At 34.4% G+C, this 19492-nt stretch carries 17 protein-coding genes, 1 tRNA gene and 2 pseudogenes; 16 read left to right on the forward strand and 4 right to left on the reverse strand.

Annotated elements, in window-relative coordinates:
- The first annotated feature begins 61 nt into the window (after positions 1-61).
- The 3 genes from AAGD70_RS00720 to AAGD70_RS00730 are packed head-to-tail and all read left to right on the forward strand — an operon-like array spanning position 62 to position 3232.
- Entirely contained in the window at positions 62-1291 is a 1230-nt protein-coding gene (locus tag AAGD70_RS00720; RefSeq protein WP_065095109.1) for a lipoprotein-releasing ABC transporter permease subunit, read from the forward strand.
- Positions 1284-2015, forward strand: a complete 732-nt coding sequence (locus AAGD70_RS00725; protein ID WP_065095110.1) for a hypothetical protein — start codon at positions 1284-1286, stop codon at positions 2013-2015. The genes AAGD70_RS00720 and AAGD70_RS00725 overlap by 8 nt, the downstream gene beginning before the upstream one ends.
- The gene (locus tag AAGD70_RS00730) at positions 2012-3232 is read left to right on the forward strand and encodes a heme biosynthesis protein HemY (protein WP_065095435.1); all 1221 of its coding nucleotides are present in this window, start codon (positions 2012-2014) and stop codon (positions 3230-3232) included. The genes AAGD70_RS00725 and AAGD70_RS00730 overlap by 4 nt, the downstream gene beginning before the upstream one ends.
- Positions 3233-3285: 53 nt before the next feature.
- Here the strand turns inward: AAGD70_RS00730 and AAGD70_RS00735 are convergent.
- Positions 3286-4110 (reverse strand): annotated as a pseudogene (locus tag AAGD70_RS00735) (IS5-like element ISWpi1 family transposase).
- 231 nt (positions 4111-4341) lie between these two features.
- On the opposite strand from AAGD70_RS00735, the gene atpG reads away from it, so the two are divergent.
- The 11 genes and pseudogenes from atpG to AAGD70_RS07725 form a co-directional block, all read left to right on the forward strand.
- Positions 4342-5214 carry an ATP synthase F1 subunit gamma gene (gene atpG / locus AAGD70_RS00740; RefSeq protein ID WP_065094420.1) on the forward strand — a complete coding sequence of 291 codons (873 nt, stop codon included), beginning with the start codon at positions 4342-4344 and terminating at the stop codon, positions 5212-5214.
- An 18-nt stretch (positions 5215-5232) separates the two neighbouring features.
- Positions 5233-6567 carry a TldD/PmbA family protein gene (locus AAGD70_RS00745; RefSeq protein WP_065094421.1) on the forward strand — a complete coding sequence of 445 codons (1335 nt, stop codon included), beginning with the start codon at positions 5233-5235 and terminating at the stop codon, positions 6565-6567.
- Between the two features lie 174 nt (positions 6568-6741).
- Positions 6742-6993, forward strand: a complete 252-nt coding sequence (locus tag AAGD70_RS00750) for a cold-shock protein (protein ID WP_006279919.1) — start codon at positions 6742-6744, stop codon at positions 6991-6993.
- A gap of 53 nt (positions 6994-7046) precedes the next feature.
- Complete coding sequence (locus tag AAGD70_RS00755) at positions 7047-8255, forward strand: DEAD/DEAH box helicase (protein ID WP_174525407.1); 1209 nt, start codon at positions 7047-7049, stop codon at positions 8253-8255.
- A 204-nt stretch (positions 8256-8459) separates the two neighbouring features.
- The gene (locus AAGD70_RS00760; RefSeq protein WP_065095378.1) at positions 8460-10766 is read left to right on the forward strand and encodes an AAA family ATPase; all 2307 of its coding nucleotides are present in this window, start codon (positions 8460-8462) and stop codon (positions 10764-10766) included.
- Between the two features lie 55 nt (positions 10767-10821).
- Positions 10822-11832: a molecular chaperone DnaJ gene (locus AAGD70_RS00765; protein ID WP_065094424.1), complete on the forward strand. Its 1011-nt coding sequence runs from the start codon at positions 10822-10824 to the stop codon at positions 11830-11832.
- A 58-nt stretch (positions 11833-11890) separates the two neighbouring features.
- Positions 11891-12787, forward strand: coding sequence for a class I fructose-bisphosphate aldolase (locus tag AAGD70_RS00770; protein WP_065094425.1), 897 nt, complete (start codon positions 11891-11893; stop codon positions 12785-12787).
- Positions 12788-12792: 5 nt separating this feature from the next.
- Positions 12793-12864: transfer RNA gene (locus AAGD70_RS00775), tRNA-Cys, on the forward strand.
- Positions 12865-12994: 130 nt separating this feature from the next.
- The gene (locus tag AAGD70_RS00780; RefSeq protein WP_065094426.1) at positions 12995-14071 is read left to right on the forward strand and encodes a quinone-dependent dihydroorotate dehydrogenase; all 1077 of its coding nucleotides are present in this window, start codon (positions 12995-12997) and stop codon (positions 14069-14071) included.
- Positions 14072-14276: 205 nt separating this feature from the next.
- Complete coding sequence (gene rnc, locus AAGD70_RS00785; protein ID WP_065094445.1) at positions 14277-14975, forward strand: ribonuclease III; 699 nt, start codon at positions 14277-14279, stop codon at positions 14973-14975.
- 81 nt (positions 14976-15056) lie between these two features.
- Positions 15057-15192: pseudogene (locus AAGD70_RS07725) on the forward strand (IS66 family transposase); the annotation flags it as partial.
- A gap of 122 nt (positions 15193-15314) precedes the next feature.
- On the opposite strand, the gene AAGD70_RS00790 reads toward AAGD70_RS07725, so the two are convergent.
- The 3 genes from AAGD70_RS00790 to AAGD70_RS00800 all read right to left on the reverse strand — a co-directional run bounded on the left by AAGD70_RS00790 (position 15315) and on the right by AAGD70_RS00800 (position 18197).
- Entirely contained in the window at positions 15315-15857 is a 543-nt protein-coding gene (locus tag AAGD70_RS00790; RefSeq protein WP_065094427.1) for a hypothetical protein, read from the reverse strand.
- 109 nt (positions 15858-15966) lie between these two features.
- Positions 15967-16497 (reverse strand): phospholipase D family protein, encoded by a 531-nt coding sequence (locus AAGD70_RS00795; RefSeq protein WP_065094428.1) that lies wholly within the window; start codon positions 16495-16497, stop codon positions 15967-15969.
- 863 nt (positions 16498-17360) lie between these two features.
- On the reverse strand, positions 17361-18197 hold the full coding sequence (locus AAGD70_RS00800) for a hypothetical protein (RefSeq protein ID WP_065094429.1): 837 nt from the start codon (positions 18195-18197) through the stop codon (positions 17361-17363).
- Between the two features lie 151 nt (positions 18198-18348).
- Here AAGD70_RS00800 and AAGD70_RS00805 point away from each other — a divergent pair, with 151 nt between their 5' ends.
- Together AAGD70_RS00805 and AAGD70_RS00810 are read left to right on the forward strand one after the other, a co-directional pair.
- Entirely contained in the window at positions 18349-18987 is a 639-nt protein-coding gene (locus AAGD70_RS00805; RefSeq protein WP_065094430.1) for an HAD family hydrolase, read from the forward strand.
- On the forward strand, positions 18987-19472 hold the full coding sequence (locus AAGD70_RS00810) for an RDD family protein (RefSeq protein ID WP_065094431.1): 486 nt from the start codon (positions 18987-18989) through the stop codon (positions 19470-19472). The genes AAGD70_RS00805 and AAGD70_RS00810 overlap by 1 nt, the downstream gene beginning before the upstream one ends.
- Positions 19473-19492 lie beyond the last annotated feature (20 nt).

Here is a 19492-nt window from a genome sequence, read left to right on the forward strand (position 1 = left end):
GAAAAGTCTACAATTATACGAAGTTTCAAAAATATAATGTTTAACCTCAAAATATTTTGTAATGTCCATTGCCTTTGAAATTACTATGGCTGCTTGCTATTTGCGAGCGAAAAATGCCAGATTTTGCTCTATAATGACTTTGTTCTCTATTATCGGTATTGCCCTTGGAGTTGCAACACTAATAGTGGTGATGTCTGTGATGAACGGATTCAGAGCAAAGTTGCTTGACTCAATACTTGGCATTGATGGCCATATTAATGTTTATTTTGATAGGAACATAAATTCAGATTACTGCACAGTTTCGAAATCTATTGAGAAAATTCCTGGTATATTAAAAGCTACTCCTATGACCAATGATCAAGTTATTATTGTAGCAAATGGTAAAATTGCAGGTAGCGTAGTGCGAGGTATGTCAACTAAAGATTTGCTTGATAGTACTGCCGTTATAAATAATGTAATTATAGGTGATGTAAAAAAATTTGATGAAGGGATAATAATAGGAGCACGATTGGCAGAAGCTTTGAACGTTGACTATGGCGACGAAATTACGTTTATATCATCTGAAGAATTTGATGCATTACTTGGTGAAATGCCGCGAATGAAAAAATATAAAGTTATAGCAATATTTGATATGGGTATGTTTGAGTATGATAATACCTTGATATATATGCCTCTAAAATCAGCACAAGCCTTTTTTAATTATAAAAATAGCATAAAAAATATAGAAGTACTTGTAGACGACGTTACTAGAGCTGATAAGCTGGCAGATGCTATAGAAAAAGAAATAGGAATGGAAGCTGAAAGTTGGCAATCACAGCAAAGCCATTATTTTAGTGCTTTAAAAACTGAAAGAAATGTGATGTTTTTAATTCTCACTTTGATTATAGTTGTAGCAGCGTTTAATATTATCTCAAATTTAATGATGATAGTGCAAGAAAAGAAATCCGCGATTGCAATTATGCGTACATTTGGTGCAACAAGTGGAAGCATTATGCGTATATTTTGCGCTTGTGGTCTATTAATCGGTTTTACGGGAACTTGTCTTGGCTGTATTATAGGTGTCGTTTTTTCTCTCAATATCGAAAATATTAGAGTGTTTTTAGAAAACATTACTAACGTCAAGCTGTTTGATCCTATGATATACTTTTTTTCAAGTTTGCCAATGATATTAGTTCCTCAAGATGTAGTGAACATTTCTGCACTTGCATTATTCTTATCATTTTTAGCGACAATTGCTCCTGCATTGCAGGCAGCTGCACAAGATCCTGCGGAGGTACTACGTTATGAATGATACTCAGCAAAAGTACATAGGTTGGTTCTTAATTGTATTGTTATTTACCGGTTACATCACAATAAATAACATAATCTTTTTAAAAATAAATCAGCAAGAGAGTGAAAACAATGTGAAAGCTTTAACGGAAAACATGGATGAATTTAGAATGTTGCTTGAAGTTAATCAATCTAGAATAGAAAAAAAGATATTTGACCTCAAGAGAAGTCAGCATACTCAATGTGAGCAAGGTGATAATAACTCAAGATGTAAGAACCTTGCAAAATTGCTATTACTTGTGGTTAAAATGAAGGATTCGTTATTGCGAGAAGCTAAATTTGATAACCATATAAATTCAATAAAGCCTTTGATATCAGAGCTTGACGATCCAGAGATAGAAAATGCAGTAGATGAATTAGAAAATTTGAAAGAGATAAATACCTTACACGAATTGAAGTTATCTTTTGAAAAAACTATTGATACTATCGATTACAACAAAAGTACATTGTCTAAAAAAATCATTTCAAACTGGATAAAGGTAGACGACCGAAATGATCCATTAAGAGTAAAATTCGCAGAAATTGAGGAGTCAATAAATGATAATGATTGGCAAAATATAACTGTTACAGTAAGCAATTTAACGCATTCAGAATTCAAGCCATGGCTGAATAAATTGAATGGTTTTATTGTAGCTTCTAAGAATATTTCAACAATATATCATCACTTATTACAATATATCTCATGATTTATTTTATAATTTTCGCTTTTTCGTTTTTATTTGGTATATGGGTCAAGGTAAGTGGTGAAGTAATAAAATTGGAATTAGGCAATTACACTATAAGTATTGATCTATATTTCATTATTTTTACTTGTGTAGTTTTATTATTTTTATTAATTACACTTGTACGCTTTTTTTCCTCCATTTCATCAACATTTGCCAACATAAGAAATAGAAGAAGGGATAGGGAAGAATTGCTTCTCTTTGAAGCTTTCTTTAGCATAGACTTAGACAATATAGAGAATGCCCAAAAGCTAGTTAAAAGTCTGAGTGAGGAGAGCGATAGGTTGTTTTTAATAAAGCTCTTTAACTCAGGTAAGACGGGAAATTACAGCTTTTTCAGTAACGGTTTAACAAATATTGCAAATAAAAATCGTAACTTAGCTCTACTTCTAGCCAATAAGCTGATTGTCCACCTCAAACAAGAAAAAGTAGTCTTTCAAAAATTTATAGAATATTGCTCTAGTTCAATTAACGATAAAATGCTATCTATTCCCTTTCAAATAGAGCATTGCATATTGAAAGAAGATTGGATTAATGCAATTTTGAGGTTGAAGGAAGCAGTTAAGTCCAATATTTTTCTCCCCTTTGATCATAAAGAAATGTTTGCAGTGTTTTATTTCGCTTTAGCAAAGCAATATGAAAGTAAAGGAAATTTTAAGGAGGCTATAAAGTCTTTATTTAGAGCACAACGTTATAGTGCAATTTTTCAGCCCATCAATTATTTAAAGGCAGAATTATATATTAAACTTGGAAAAATCAGAAAAGCTTCTGCAGTGCTAGAGGCAGAGTATACAGTAAATCCTACTCCTCAGTCAGCTAAAATGTACATCAATTTAAATAGTAAAGGTGCTGAAAGACTATACAACTTACGCCCTGATTATTATTTTAGTTACTGTTTACTTGCTTTGTCCTCAATGAGTTCAGGTAAATATGATCTTGCAAGTCAATATTTAGACACTGCTATGAAAAAAGCTAATTACATGTCAATCTACTTTATTGTAATACAACTCAAGGTTACATTGCAAGAACACGACAAGGTAATTTATTGGCTAAACAAGATGGGCTCAGAAGCTTTGCCTGATCCAGGCTGGAAGTGTAAAAATTGTAACAGGGAACTAGAACAATGGGATCATAAGTGTTCAAGTTGTAATAGTTTTAATTGTGTTTATTATATATTATAAAATTCCACAAAGTGTAGAAATTACCATTAGAGGTTGTCCGGAAACAAGTAAATTCAAGCATATTCCCTCTTTAACATAACCCTACTCATAGCTAGGTATATGAAATTCTCAGTGGATGTTGTGAGTAAATCATACTCCTTCGATAGCCTTCTATTCCTATTAACCCAAGCAAAAGTCCTTTCTACAACCCATCTTCTTGGCTGTACTTTAAACCCTTGTTCTCTTGTTGGTAGTAGCTCAGGTGGCGTATCTTTGTGCACCCAAAATCTACATGGAGGCCTTTTAACAATTTCAATATCTATGTCATATTCTTCCTTTATGTGATTCTTTAAATTTCTTCCTTGGTATCCCATGTCAGCCCACATTTTTTTAACTTTAGTATATTTTGTTCTCATATTGTTTAATGCTATTTTAATACCATCTCTATCATTTTCGTTAGCAGCGCCTACGTAACAACCTAGTATAAAACCCTGAGTGTCTGTAATTATATGCCTTTTTCTACCCTTTACTTTTTTACTTCCATCATAGCCTTTGATCCCCCCTTTTCTGTAGTCTTTACAGATTGACTATCTACTATACAGGCACTCGGCTGCTCATTCCTTCCTATTTTTCTTCTACTATATTTCATAATTCATTTTCTCAAAAATTCCCTGCTTCTTCCATTGCCTGAACTGCTCATACACAGTCTTCCATAGCGGAAAATCATTTGGTAAATACCGCCATTGACACCCTGTACGCAATACATAGAAAATTGCTTCTAATATTTCTCTTTTGCTATACTTTGGCGGCCTTCCTCCTTTCTTGTATGATACTCTGAAGTGTTTTTCTATTCTTGCCCATTCCCTTTCGCTTAGATCTGTTGGATACTTTTTTCTCATCTTTACCCCGTACTAAAATTTCAGATATTATAGCCTTTTACTTGTTTCCGGACAACCTCTTAGGCTACTTTCACATTGATATTGCTGAAGTTAGAGCACTTTCTTAATATAATCCTTATCTCCAAACAATAAACCTGCAAGTTTCTTAGCTAGACTTGGTTTTAATGTCAAAAAAACTTGCTTTTAGACACTAACAGTTATATATTTTAATAAATCAGGGTTGTATACAAAATGAAGAGCTTAAAGGAATTATCCTTAAGAATTAAGAATATTAAATCTGTACAGAAAACCACGAAAATAATGCAAATGGTTTCTGCAGCAAAGTTGTTACAAAGCCAAAAGAAGTTATTAAATTCAAAATTATATGTATCTAAGCTGCATAACATTATTTCTTCATTAATGCTATCAGTTGATCAAGAATTACTGGCAAAAATTCTAAATGTCAGTAACGACGGTTCTTACCTAGTATTCATTGTTGCGTCTGATCGTGGCTTGTGCGGCAACTTTAACTCTTCTATTGTCAAATTTAGTCAAGAGCGTGTAAATAAGTCAATCGCAAATGGCAAAAGAGTAGATATTGTATTTCTTGGTAAAAAAGCTTTTGATGTAGGTAAAAATAGATTTGACTCTAAAAGTATCTTAAAAATTGAAAATAGTAAGGGAATCACGTTAAAGCACGTAGAAGCTTTGGTTGATGGTATAGATTTAAGTAAATACGATAAAGTTAAAGTTTTTTATAGTAAATTCTATAATACCTTCACGCAAAAACCAATGTTGGAAACAATAAAACCATGGAGTAAAGACTCATCCTTGATTGATAGCTCTCTGGCTGGTCCAACAATAGATTACGGCTATGAGTATGAACCACAAAATATTGAATTTATTTTAAAATCTTTGGTTCAAGATTACGTTGTAATTGCTCTTTACTCTGCTTTGCTTGAAAGTGCAACAAGTGAGAATAGTGCTAGGATGGTTGCTATGGAATCAGCAAACAGAAACACTAAAGAGATGCTGAACAAATTAGCATTGCTTTATAATCGTTCTCGTCAAGCAGCAATTACAACTGATTTAATTGAAGTTATAGGTGGTGCAGAGTCTTTATAAAAATCTAAGGAATAGAAAATGAATATATTAAATATTGCAGCAGATATCACTAAATTAATAAAAAAGCAGAATCAAGACGCGGAAGTTACAATATATGAAACTAATAAGACTTCAGTTTCTCAGCGTCTATCAAAAATTGAGCAAATATCACAATCTAAAAATTGCACTGTAGGAATCAGAGCTATAGCAGGTAAAAACAAAGCTGCGTATATTTCTACAAACGATTTGAATAATCTTAGTGATACGGTAAGTCAAGTGGTAGAAATGGCAAAGAATGCGCCAGAAGATCCTTGCATTAATTTTGCTGTAAATGGTAGTAATTATATCTCTTCTGCAGATTTAAGTATCTCAGATAATAATGTTGTAACCGTTGATAACCTAAAAGAAATTGCTGAAGCTGCAGAAAATTCAGCCCTTGCACATAAGAGTATCACTAATTCTGAAGGAGCCTCTTCTTCATACGCTTTAGTGAATACAGTATTATCGACTGTTTCTGGTTTTATTGGCTCGTTTAGTAAATCAACCTTTGCTAATCAGGTCTCTGTTGTTGCTGGAAGAGAAAGTGAAATGAAGGTTGGTTACGATTATGATATAGCATGTAATTTTAGTGATTTAAAGTTGCCAGAGTTAATGGGAAAAGAAGCAGCAAAAAGAGCAGTTGATCAATTGAATTCACGTACAATGAAAACTGGTAAATTTCCAGTTATTTTTGAAAAAAGAGCAGCAAAAGGGCTAGTAAAAAGTTTTGCTTCTGCTATAAATGGGAGCAGTATTATAAGCAACAGTTCTTTCTTGAGGGGTAGTTTAAACGCTCAGATTTTCAATGATAGAATTAACATTATCGATGATCCATTGTTGCCAAGAGGCATAGCATCGAGACCATTTGATGGAGAAGGGATAACTAGCAAGAAAAATATATTTGTAAAAAACGGAATATTACAAAATTGGATTTTAGACTTATACTCGGCTAGAAAATTAGACTCAGAAACAACCGGAAGTGCAACTCGTGCAAGTAATGCTGCAGTTATTCCTGCAGCTAGTAACCTCTACATTGAGAATGGTGATGTATCGTTTGAAGAATTAATTCAGGAAGTGAAAGAGGGAATATATGTAACTGATTTATTTGGTTTTGGTGTCAATGTAATCAATGGCGATTACAGCCAAGGCGCTTCCGGATTTTTTATAGAAAATGGAAAAATAACGTATCCAATACATGAGATTACCATTGCTAGCAATTTGAAGGATATGTTTAGCAATTTAGTCGTTGCAGATGATCTAACTTTTTGTGGGCAATTTAATTCACCAACGATTAAAGTTAGCGAAATGACGGTTGCAGGTTCGCTTAACGATTAAAAAATTTATTTGCATCAAGTACAACAATTGTGTATTATTGTCATGTAATGTTAAGAATAGACTATGGAGTATAAAGGTTTAGTTTCAATAGCTAAGCTTAAAGCATTCTCAATCGTAATTTCAAAGTTTTTCATCACATTAGTAATGTTAGTTAATAATTTAGGAGTTGTTTAAATGGAATTTGGTAATGTAAAATGGTTTAATGCCGAAAAAGGCTATGGTTTCATCAAGCCAGAAGGTAAAGGGGGTGACGTTTTTGTACATATTAGCACATTGGAACGTTCGGGAATAAGACCTGAGGCACTTAAAGGAGAGAATAAAGAGAAGGGAATAAAAGGAGAAAGGGTGAGTTATGAGGTTAAAGAGGAGCGCGGTAGAAACGGAGAAGATAAAAAATCTGCAATAAATTTAAGATTGGAAGATTAATCTATTATGAAGTCTTTTAACAGGATTAACGTATTGTGAATAATTTTCATGAGATGGATCTCCCAGCTTCGCTTAGACAAGCTCTAGATAAAAATAATCTTTTCGTCCCAACTCCGATTCAAATACAAGCGATTCCCTTAGCGCTACAAGGTAAAGATATTCTCGGATCTGCTCAAACGGGGACTGGAAAAACTTTAGCATTTGCTATTCCGTTGGTTGCTAAGTTGCTGAATGAGCCTAACACTGGTTCAGCTTTAGTCATCGTGCCAACCAGAGAGCTTGCGCATCAGGTAACAAATGAGATAAGAAAACTCTTATCTCAAAATTCTGCACTAAGGGTCGCTTTGTTGATTGGTGGTGAGCCTATTTTTAGGCAGCTAAATCAGCTTCAGAAAAAACCACAAATTGTAATAGGTACTCCTGGTCGTATTATAGACCATATTGAGCGTAAAACTTTGATTACTCGCAATGTTAGCGTTCTTGTGCTTGATGAAACGGATCGTATGTTTGATATGGGCTTTGGAGTTCAGATTGAAGAAATTATGAAGCATTTGCCTAAAATAAGGCAAACTCTTATGTTTTCTGCAACTCTTCCTGGAGATATAGTAAAACTTGCTGAGAAGTACCTTAATCGACCAGAACGTATTTCTGTTGATTGTGAGGCTACAACTTCTGTAAAAATTAAGCAAGAAATTGTTTATGCATCAGAATCAGAAAAATATGAAAAGCTTGTTACACAACTATGTCAGCGCGAAGGATCAATCATTATCTTTGTCAAAACAAAGCGAGGAGCGGATCAGCTAGCTAACAGATTGCACAAAGATGACTATAGCGCTTTAGCAATTCATGGTGATTTAAGGCAGCACAAGCGCGAAAGGGTCATTAATTCTTTTCGTCGTGGCCGTAATCAAATCATGGTTGCAACAGATGTTGCTTCTCGCGGCCTTGATATTCCCCACATTCAACATGTTATCAATTATGATGCACCACAATCGCAAGCTGACTATATTCATCGTATAGGTAGAACTGCACGCGCTGGAGCTGAAGGGTATGCGATATCTTTTGTTACACCTCAAGATAAGAGAAGACTGCCTGCACTGGCAGACAAAGAAGGAGAGCTAAATTTTGATTGTAGTGTGCAATTTAAAAAACGTAACAGCAAAAAGGTCTTTAAAAGGCCAAATACGTTAAAGACTAAATACGGTAGAAAAAAGATCAATGCATTTAAGAAGAAAAGCAGAGTACTAGAAAAAGCGTATTAAATAGGATTTACCTACAACTTGATAAGCGTAAAACTCGTCATTCCACTACTCATTAGCGGAATCTATGCTGAGATGTTGCGGTGCTGTGACGTAGATCCATAGTGGGGATTCAAATTGGCTACAGCGAACTGCTGGATTTCAATTTTTTTAATAATTGTGTGCTATTCATTATATATGAGTTCCCACTTTTAAAGAGAATAGGAGATGATTTCCAAAAACTTAGAGGCAAGTTTGAATAGAGCACTACTCATTGCTTCTAATTTTAATCTTAAATATGCAAAAGTAGAACATTTATTGCTGGCGTTAACTAAAGACGTGGATGTAAATTACGTTTTATCAAGATGTAATATCAGAGCCGATGAAATCATAAATATGGATAACATTCTATCAAGGTGCAATATTAAGGCTAATGATTATAATAATAATATAAAAGGGTTTTTACAAAGCAGTTCTGAATTGATTATCAGTGGAGTTAAACCTAGCTCAATGTTTCAATGCATAATACACAGAGCAATAATACGGGCTCATAGCTTGGGAAAAAAAGAAATAAATGGAGCAAATGTTCTAGTAGAAATTTTGTCTAGGCAAGACTTATACGTTGAAAATCTATTGCAGAAACAAAATGCGAAAGATTCCAATTTGATTTACCATATATCTAATATGAAATACTCTAACGATATAGATGAATATACCACCAATCATAAAGTAAAACTTGATAAAAATAATGACGCTCCTACTACAGTAAATAAAGGTGAGCTACTAAAAGATGAGGAAATTCTACAAAGTTATTGTAAAAATTTAAATGACTATGCAAGAAGCAAAAAAATAGATTATGTTATTGGTCGTGATTATGAGTTAAATCGCACTATAGAAATATTATTGAGGCGTAGAAAAAACAACCCTTTATATGTTGGAGACCCAGGTGTTGGCAAAACAACAATAGTTGAGGGTTTGGTACTCAAGATCATTGAAGGCAGTGTTCCAAGTGCACTCAGGTCCAGTATAATTTATGCTTTGGATTTAGGATCACTCCTTGCAGGGACACGCTACAGAGGTGATTTTGAAGAGAGAATAAAATCTATAATAAAAGCAATTGAGGTAAAACCAGGTGCGATCCTTTTTATTGACGAAATACACACTATCATTGGAGCAGGTTCTACAAGTGGTAGCTTTCTTGATGCAGGTAACCTACTCAAACCTGCGCTTGCAAGAGGTACACTGCGTTGTATAGGTGCAACTACATATAGAGAATACAGCGCTAGTTTTGAAAAAGATAAAGCACTAGCGAGAAGGTTTCAAAAAATTAATGTTAAAGAATCTTCTGTTAATGAAACGATAAAGATACTAGATGGTATAAAGCACTACTATGAAGGGTATCATGGAGTATATTATACAAAAAATGCCATTAGGTCTGCGGCTGAACTTTCGCATAAGTATATTACTGGGCGAATATTACCTGATAAAGCGGTTGATGTTATTGATGAGGCAGGGGCATATTGTAAATTGCTAAGAAACAGGGGTAAAATTGTAAATAGTAGAGATATTAAGAATACCATTACTAGAATTACAAATGTGCCTTGTGGATCTGAATCTGATGATTTACAGAAAGTAAAATCTTTAAAAGCTAATCTAGAGAAGGTGATTTTTGGCCAAGAGCAGGCAATAGAATCTCTTGTTAATTCTATTAAAATTGCTAAATCTGGGTTAAGAAATTACAATAAACCTTTAGCAAGTTATCTTTTTGCAGGGCCAACTGGTGTTGGTAAAACCGAGCTAGCAAAACAATTAGCAGAAAGCATGGGCATGAATCTTATACGCTTTGATATGTCCGAATACATTGAGTCTCATACGATATCAAGGATGATTGGTTCTCCTCCTGGATATGTAGGTTATGATCAGGGTGGATTACTCACAGAGTCTGTATCTAACAATCAATATAGTGTTGTGTTGCTTGATGAAATTGAAAAGGCCCATAGCGATATCTATAATATATTGCTACAAATTATGGATTATGGTTGTGTTACAGACACTTACGGACGTAAAGTTAACTTTTCCAATATAATTTTAATTATGACAACTAATGCAGGAGCAGCTGAACGCAGCAAAAGTTTTGTTGGCTTTGGGCATAAAAATTTTAACATTGGTGATAGCGAAAAAGCGATAGAACAGGTTTTTAGCCCTGAATTTCGTAATCGTCTTGATGCGATTATTTCTTTTTCTGACTTAAGTACGGATGTGATTTTGCATATTGTGGATAAATTTGTCCTAGAACTGAAAAAGCAACTGACGCAAAAAGGCATAAACTGCTTAGTAGAGGATGAAGTGAAATCTTATCTTGTACAAATGGGTTATAGTAAGGAAATGGGAGCACGTCCGATAGAGAGACTTATTGAAAAAGAGATAAAAAGTTACTTAGCGGAAGAAATACTGAATCGTAAATTAATAAAAGGAAAGAAACTAAGAATCTATATGAATAGAGTAGAAAATAAAATTGCTTTTGATATAGTTTAAATTCTTGCTTGAGTATTGGATTTATAGTATAATTGCCTTTTTTAATGAGGCTATAGTGGCAAGTTTAACTAGAAATCAATATTACAGTAATCAAGATTTACAGAATTTATTTTCAAGACTAGGAATAGAAGCGGAAGAAGTAATAAGCCAGGAGTTTGACGATATACTCAAGTTAGTTGAACGGAGCTTTAGAAAGCTTTCATTAAAGTGCCACTCTGACAAAGAAAAAGATGAAGAGAAGAAAAAGATAGCTACAGAAAAGTTTCAAAAACTTAGTGCAGATAAAAAAGAGCTAGAGAAGCATCTCAACGCTTTAAAAGAAGGAAAAACTCCTAGTCAATATGAAAGGCTATCAAGTGAAGAAGAACGGAGGAGGCAAACAAAAATTTATGGAATATTATCACGTAGAAGCAAAGCTATAAATAGAGCACTTTTATTTTTTATATTAGCAAATGCGGTGTTTACTTCATCGCTGAAAGTTGAGTATTGCTTATCGCAACTTGCTAATAGTGGCACGGTGCAAAGCATCGCTTATCAATTTTATGCATTTAGCATAGGGATTTGGCCGTTGTTATTTATTATATCCTTTTGTGGTATTATTTATGCAGCAAGTAAACAAAAAGGTTCACAAGAGGAAAATCTGGATAGATTAAATCGAAGATACAATCTACTTATTGCTGCTGATAATTATGTGATATGTATCGCAGCAACATTTGCTATATGTGGTCTAGTGTCAGAGGTAGCACAAAATGGCTGGCCTGCTCAATATGGAACAATGCTGATGATTAATTTAGCATTGGATTTATTACTTATTGCTTTACTTAGAACTTTTACAAAGGCATCTGAACTATATAGTGAACATTGCATTCAGCGCTTATATGAAGAAGATGCAGAATTTAGCTATAAAGAAAAATTTGCATGGTGTGACTACAAGCTAGTGCTTATGCCACTTGTTCTTCCTATTGTCAAAATGTATTTTAGAGATTTAATCCAAAAAAAGCCACAACAGCACACCACCAATCCTAACGTTACATCTTTAGGTACACCTGCAGGACAAGAACCATAAAAAGATCTTTGCTTCAACTGTGGTTTTTGCTATACTTTAAACGAACTTCATAGCGTTAATGAGTAAAGAAATAAGACAAATCTTAAACCACTACGAAAGTGAAAACCCCGGGGTAAAAGCAAATCTTACTCGTATTCTCATGCATGGAAAGCTTGGCGGCACTGGCAAATTAGTAATTCTCCCTGTAGACCAAGGGTTTGAACACGGGCCAATAAAAAGTTTTGAAGTTAACCCTGATGCTTATGACCCACATTATCATTTTCAGCTTGCAGTTGATTCGGGAGTAAGTGCATATGCTGCTCCACTTGGTATGATTGAAGCTGGTGCTTCAACTTATGCTGGAATGCTCCCACTTATTTTGAAACTTAATAGTTCCAACTCCTTACATTCGAAGAATCTGACTTCTGATCAAGCAATAACCTCTTCTGTGAAAGATGCACTGCGTTTGGGCTGCTTGGCTGTTGGATTTACTATATATCCTGGTTCTGCTAAGTGTTTCGATATGATGGAAGAAGCCCGTGAAATCGTAGCTGAAGCCAAATCTTATGGGCTTGCAGTAGTGTTATGGTCTTATCCACGCGGTGAAGGAATTTCCAAAGAAGGTGAAACAGCGGTTGATGTTATTGCCTATGCTGCACACATGGCAGCTTTGCTTGGCGCTAATATAATAAAAGTAAAACTTCCAACTAAATATTTGGAAAGGGAGAAAATAGAAACAGAAAATATTGAATCATTATCTAAAAGAATTGAATATGTTAAAAGATCTTGTTTTGCAGGAAAAAGAATAGTAGTTTTTTCTGGTGGCGAGTCGAAATCAGTGAATGACATATGCAATGAAGCAAAAGAAATTAAGCAGGGTGGTGGTAATGGTTCAATCATTGGACGTAACACTTTCCAACGCAAAAGGGAGGAAGCTTTATCTATGCTAAAAGATATAATGGATATCTACACATAAAAAACGGCTGGGTGGCAGAATGGCTTATGCAGAGGACTGCAAATCCTTTTATACCGGTTCAATTCCGGTCCCGGCCTCTTTCATTTTCTATATCTTGTAAAAGTTGCTCAATTCAACAGTAGCTTTAAGTGTGTAACCTATAGAGAAAATTATTCATAAGTAAAATCAATTTCTTTTCAAGTTATGGTTATACTCTTATAGCGTTTCATGGTAAAAAATAAACTAAAAATAAGCAAAGTGTTTTACAAAATGATATTACGTGATTTATTGTTTTTACTACCGCCCGAGGTTGCTCACTCTTTGGCAATTATGGCATTAAAGAAAATGCCTTATAGAAAACCTATAGAGCTACCAGAATCTTTGAGTGTGAATTTTTTTGGTAATAAGCTCAGAAGCCCCGTGGGTCTGGCTGCAGGTTTTGACAAGAATGCAGAAGTTATAAGGCCTATGCTTTCATTTGGTTTTGGATTTATTGAAACTGGTACTGTAACTCGTAATCCACAATATGGAAACAAAAAATCAAGAATTTTTCGGTTAATTAAAGATCAAGGGGTAATTAACAGATTGGGATTTAACAATAAAGGAATAGACTACTTTCTTAAACAAATAGATAAAACCAAGCTTGATGACTGCATTTTTGGCATCAACATAGGAAAAAACAGTACATCAAAGGACCAAATCAGCGATTATGTTGACTTAATAAAGATAGTATATGGAAAAAGCAATTATATAGTGCTGAACATCTCATCCCCAAACACGCCTAATTTACGCAATCTGCACAATAAGCAAGAATTATCGGAATTGTTGAAATCCGTAACTCTAACCCGGAAATCAATTGATAATTCTAAATCCATACCAATAATATTAAAAATCTCACCAGATATAGATCAGCAAACGAAAGAAAATATCGCTGAGCTTGTGTTGGAATATAAGATTGACGGATTAACAGTGAGCAACACTACGATCAGTCGGAATAACTTACATTCCCACCACAACGAGAGTGGTGGGTTGAGTGGCAAACCGCTGTTTAAACTTTCAACCGAGTTATTGAGCGATATATACAAACTTACTAAGGGCAAAATATTGTTGGTAGGATGCGGAGGAATCTCAAGTGGTGCTGATGCATATAAAAAAATAAAGGCAGGAGCTTCTTTGGTGCAGTTGTACACTGCTCTCATATACCACGGACCTCAAGTTGTAAACAAAATTAATCTAGAACTTGCAGAACTAATAAGGAGAGATGGATTTAGTAACATTAGTGAGGTGGTGGGTTGTATACATTAGACATCTTCTCTGTCACCTAAGTAGCCGACACTGGTCCAGCGTCACACGCCGGAATGACATCGATGAATCATTATTCAAATAATGGTTATGCAAGAAGTCTATTAAACTGTATATTTTGGAAGTTGTTGGTATTATTTTAATAAAACAAAACTAATTCTTTGGTATAAAGGTGTGGTAGGAAGTGTTATTCTTTTAAATAATGGGTATGAAGAGTTTGAATGATGCAATATCTAAGATCATTGATTATAAATTTACAAATTATGCAATATTAGAAGAGGCACTAACTCACCCAAGCGTAAATAAAAGGAATAGCAAAAACCAGATTGTAAGCTACGAAAGACTAGAGTTTTTGGGCGATAGTGTTTTGAATATGGTCGTATCTGCCACACTGTTTAAACTATTTCCTGAAGAAAAAGAAGGAGCATTGGCAAAAAGAAAGACGGATTTAGTTTGTGGCAACACCATTGCTAATGTTGCTAAAGAAATAAAATTAGGCAGCTTTATCATCATGAATAATAGTGAACGCTGCAATGGAGGGAGGTGTAACTTAAAAAATTTAGAAAACTCGCTTGAAGCACTAATAGGTGCAATTTATATTGATGGCGGGCTTGAAAATGTTGAAAAATTTATTATCCAATATTGGGAAAAGTTAGCTAAAGGCATGCTTGACCCCCCTCAAGATCCTAAAACCTCACTGCAAGAGTGGACTCAGAAAAACAAATTGCCTTTACCAGAGTATGAGCTTGTAAAACAAACTGGACCAGCGCACAATCCTGAATTTACTATATCAGTTTGCATAGGAGATTATGGTAAAGTTTCTGCATGTGCTTCTAGTAAAAAGATTGCTGAACAAAAAGCTGCTGAGTTGATGCTAGAAAAAATTGGAAAAGACGCTTCAGTTTAGGCAAAATAGGCATTAATGTAAGTTTTAAGGAAGCTAATAGCGTTTAGGGGAAATGGTCAACTTAAGGAGAAGCATAGTATTATTCATAAAAAAGTTGATCTACCAAAAATCAAGCCTTATGTAGTGGAATATCAATGGCCGTTGTCGGAGATGCGGAAAAAAAAGAAGTAGCAAGTTACCAAAAGGTGTTATGCCAGATACATTTGGTCCAAGAGTTGTTTTGTGAAGTTGACAGAGTCAAGGAGAATGAAAGTTTTAAAAAATAGCATATTTTTTAATTATAAAAATTTGATATTAACTGTTGTTGGTTGATTGAGTAAAAACCAGTGAATGGTCACGTTAAAACATGTTTTTAAATTTTTGCCAAAATCCTGATTTATTATCATTAACCTTTGTAAATGTTATATTTAAACTGTATTTCGGATCATTTGGCACGTCGTATTTTATGCTAAATGTTGAAACTTTATCGTTATTGTAAATATGCACATCATCATATGATAGCTTCGTTGTGTAACACTTTACATGCTGTTGCTTATCATACACTAAATTGCCTGACTCCCTTTCTAGTTCCACAAATTTCGTTTTTTTCTGACATTCCTTTATTTTTATTAAATCCTTATCTAGTGATATTGAAACTGGCAGCGTACTTCCAGCATATTCTTTAGCTAAAAGTTCACTTCGAGGATACATTTTTATTTCCCTTCCAAAATGTGAGTCTATAAAATTATTACTCCAAAATTTATCGCCAGAATGCACGTACTCATCAGTAGCATACGGTACCCCACCATAACTGCATTGAACTTTGTAATCTCCAACACCATTGTTTTGAAAAAAATCATGAACGGCAGTGTAGCTACCGGCAGCATCATTTGTATAATCCATTACTTTATTCCTTAAACTTTTGGTTTATTATATCATAATCATTATGCCAGTCAATCAAAAAAGCTCTCTCTTGCTGTTTTTAGAACTGATTTTAAGCAAGTGCTTTTGATTAGTTGGGAGCATATTTATAAGACTGTGACATTCGTGCCTCCCAGTTTTTCACATACTGCTGAATCAATTCAGGATAATCTGTAATAATTAATAAATTTTCAGCATTTCCTTTTTTAGCTGTCTTACTCAGGTTAAACGACCCTGTGATAACTTTTTGATTATCAACAATCATTATCTTATTATGAGCAATTTTTGGCTTATCATCGATCCAAACTGGTACTCCACCTGAAAATAATTCATTTATAACACTATATTTTGAGTAGAGTTGCGATTTATCTAAGATGACTTTAACATCAACGCCACGTTCTTTAGCATTGATCAAAGATTTTGCAATTGTTTCAAGAGTAAATGTGTATTCTTGAACTAGGATAGATTTTTTAGACTGATCTATTACGCTGATTATCGGCACAGCACAATCTTCTCCAGGTGAAAAGCAAATCGTAGCTTTTGGGCAGGGCGAAAATATAAAACCCGCATAGTAATACAGAGAAAAACACATTAATAAGAATAAAAAGTGAAAAAGCCTCACAACAACCCACCCCAGGATATATGGCGATAGGCTACATTATAGTTTAATCACCTGTCAATAGACTTTTTGCATAGCTTTTGGCAGCACGTTAACAGCTGTCAGAAACGAAAAGCTTACTTGACAAGCTCCGCCAGCCCCCTTATCATGAAACTGAAGGTATTCAGTTATCTTCATCTGTGCAGATTAAACAGCAAGAAAACAACGTAGTTGGCGTCTTATTTTTAATTTTTTGCACTATGTGCACCTTATGTCTTCACAATATTTCTAGGTTTTTACCTACACAAGCTGAAACGCGCTTATAAGTCGTTTAAGACAGTATAGTACGCCAATTTGCAGGATTAGGGAGTGACAACTAGCTAACACGGGGTTTCTTTTGCCTTTTTTTCTGCTTAGTAAATTTCTTAAACATTTAAACTAAGGTGAGTTGCATTTAAAAGCAGCTAAATTGCAGTGTTTAAGACTTAAAAAACGCCAATGTTCTAAAATAGATATTAGCTGGGGCTTCTTTTGCCTTTTTTTTCGCTTGGTAAATTTCTTAATGTTTATAGCTAACATGAAGCTAAGTACGAACTTTGTAAATACAACAAATGGTGTCATCCCAGTGCTCCTTTTTTTGTCATCCGAGTAGCTGACACTGGGATCTATTTTGCATGTAACTCCAATTGTGTTTTGGCATAAAACGCGACGCGTATTAGACTTATTTGCAAGCAAAGCTTGCTAGATCCGAGTAGTCAGGGCACTGGGATGACATCATAGGGACACTGGGATGACACCCTGACAATCGTCATCCCGCTACTTGTTAGCGGATGAGATACCGCGGCGGTATGATGGTTCGTGGCGGTATAATGAAGCTTGAAAGCGGATCACCTTTCACGACCTGTATTTACTTTAGGAGTATTAACAGGTGTTATTGTTGGGTTTTCAAGTTGTGTTGCTTGCCCTAAGCCCTTGCTTATGCTTTGGTCCTGATCTAAAATTTTATCAAAGTGCTTACTCTTTTGTTGCTCTTCGTTATTTGACGTATCTCTTTGAGCATCTTCTTTTATGCCACGAGCATTCTCTACATCCTTTTCACCTTCACCTAAAAGTTTTTCTAATATTTTCTTAACAAAGCGCTTCAGAAGACTCAAAAACCCTTCTTCTTTTTGATTTTCTTGTGGTTGAGGCGTGTTATCTTTTTTGTTCGGCTCAGTGTTGAGCTTCTCTTTTACAGAACTCTTGCTCACTGAAGGATTAACGATTTGTGAATCGTGCTCTGGTGGCTGTGTATCTGTTTGCACAGAAGCTTCAGAAGTCTTTTTTTGTCCACTCTGTTCAACGCTTTTACCTTCTGCTGTAGTTTCTCTAAGAGTGTTAGCTGCTTCTTGAAATTTTTTGTCATTTTTTGATTCTGCAACTTTTTCACTTGTGAAGATGCCCTTCCCTTTATATTGTTGGTCAAGCTCAGCAATTCTTTCAAAATCTTGACGTACTTTTTCATCTGCACGTCCTTTTTGACTTTCAAATTTCTGACTCAATTCTGCAACGTTTTTCATTTTGTTCTCAAGCTCCTTACTTTTTACAGCTTTTAGAGCCTTGGTTCCTTTTGCAATATAATTAACCTTCTCTTCTAATGAGGTGCCTTCTGGAAAAGCACCTGGAGAACGTTCAAAAACATCTTTAAACTTTTTTTCAACACTTTCTTTAGATGCCCGGGCCATACCTGTTACCTATTAAAACATATCATATAACCAGTATATTAGCTAATTATATAAAAAACAGTTAACATAACTTGTGGTAGAGCGTTCTATTTATATTTTTTTTATTAAAATGTTATTTACTTATTAATTTAAAATATATAACAATATAGAAATGAAAAACAGCCCATTAGCAGTAGTATTCGATTGGGATAATACCTTAGTTGACACTCAAGATAACATTTTTAATGCTATTAAGCATACCATAAACTCAATGGGGTATAGTAATAAAGCTGCCGATAGAAATTCCCATGAGTCGAGAAAGAGCTATATGGTCAATTTATTTGGCGATCAGTGGAAAAAAGCAAATCAGATATACCAACAATATTTAGATGATGCACTATTGCAAAACATTGCTCTGAATCAAGGAGTAGAGAAAATGTTGCAGACACTGAAAAGCCACAATATTTATCTAGCAATAGTAAGTAATAAGAAAAATACTAATTTACGTAAAGAAGTTGCCTATTTTAAACTAGATTCTTACTTTGAAAGAGTAGTTGGGTCATGCGATACTGCAGAAGATAAACCATCTGCAACCCCACTGCTATTTGCACTAGAAGAGAGTACGTTACCTATAAATAGAGAAAATGTGTTTTTCGTTGGTGATAGCATCACAGATGTTCTGTGTGCACAAAATGCCAATTGTTTACCTATTATATACGGTCAATCAATAAGCGGTTATGAAGATTTGTTATGTTTTCAACATTTTGATAAACTTACAGATTTTATAATAAAGTATTTAGAAGATAGGTAATGACAGAGATTGCCAGTATACAAAGGCGCCTTTGCGCATATTTAATAGATGTAGCAATTTTATTAATTCCAACTTTATTAATTATACTGCTATTAGAGGATTCTCCGTTGATCTTACATCTATCATACATGTGTGTAAATTGTAGTTACTTCACATATTTTATATCTTCAAAGGCCCAAGCAACTCCAGGTCAACAGTTGATGAATATATATACTATCAATTTAGATGATTCTAAAATAGACTTGAATTTAGCTTTTGACAGAAGCACTTCCCAGTTTTTTCTTCCTTTGTTAAACAGTGTAGTAGTTGTCCTTACTGAATTTTTGCAAGATCAGGAGGTATTAGTGAATGTCTTGAGTGCATTGAAAGTAATTATAGTGCTGCTCACCCTCTATTGGTATCTAGTTGCTTGCTTCTCTAAGAAAAAACAGACATACCACGACATGCTATTTAATACGGTTGTTATCAAAGGAACTATTAAATGAGTTGCTATAACTATCATTAT

It is taken from the genome of Wolbachia endosymbiont (group A) of Nomada flava, assembly GCF_964027055.1.
In the GTDB taxonomy this organism is placed as follows: Bacteria; Pseudomonadota; Alphaproteobacteria; order Rickettsiales; family Anaplasmataceae; genus Wolbachia; species Wolbachia pipientis.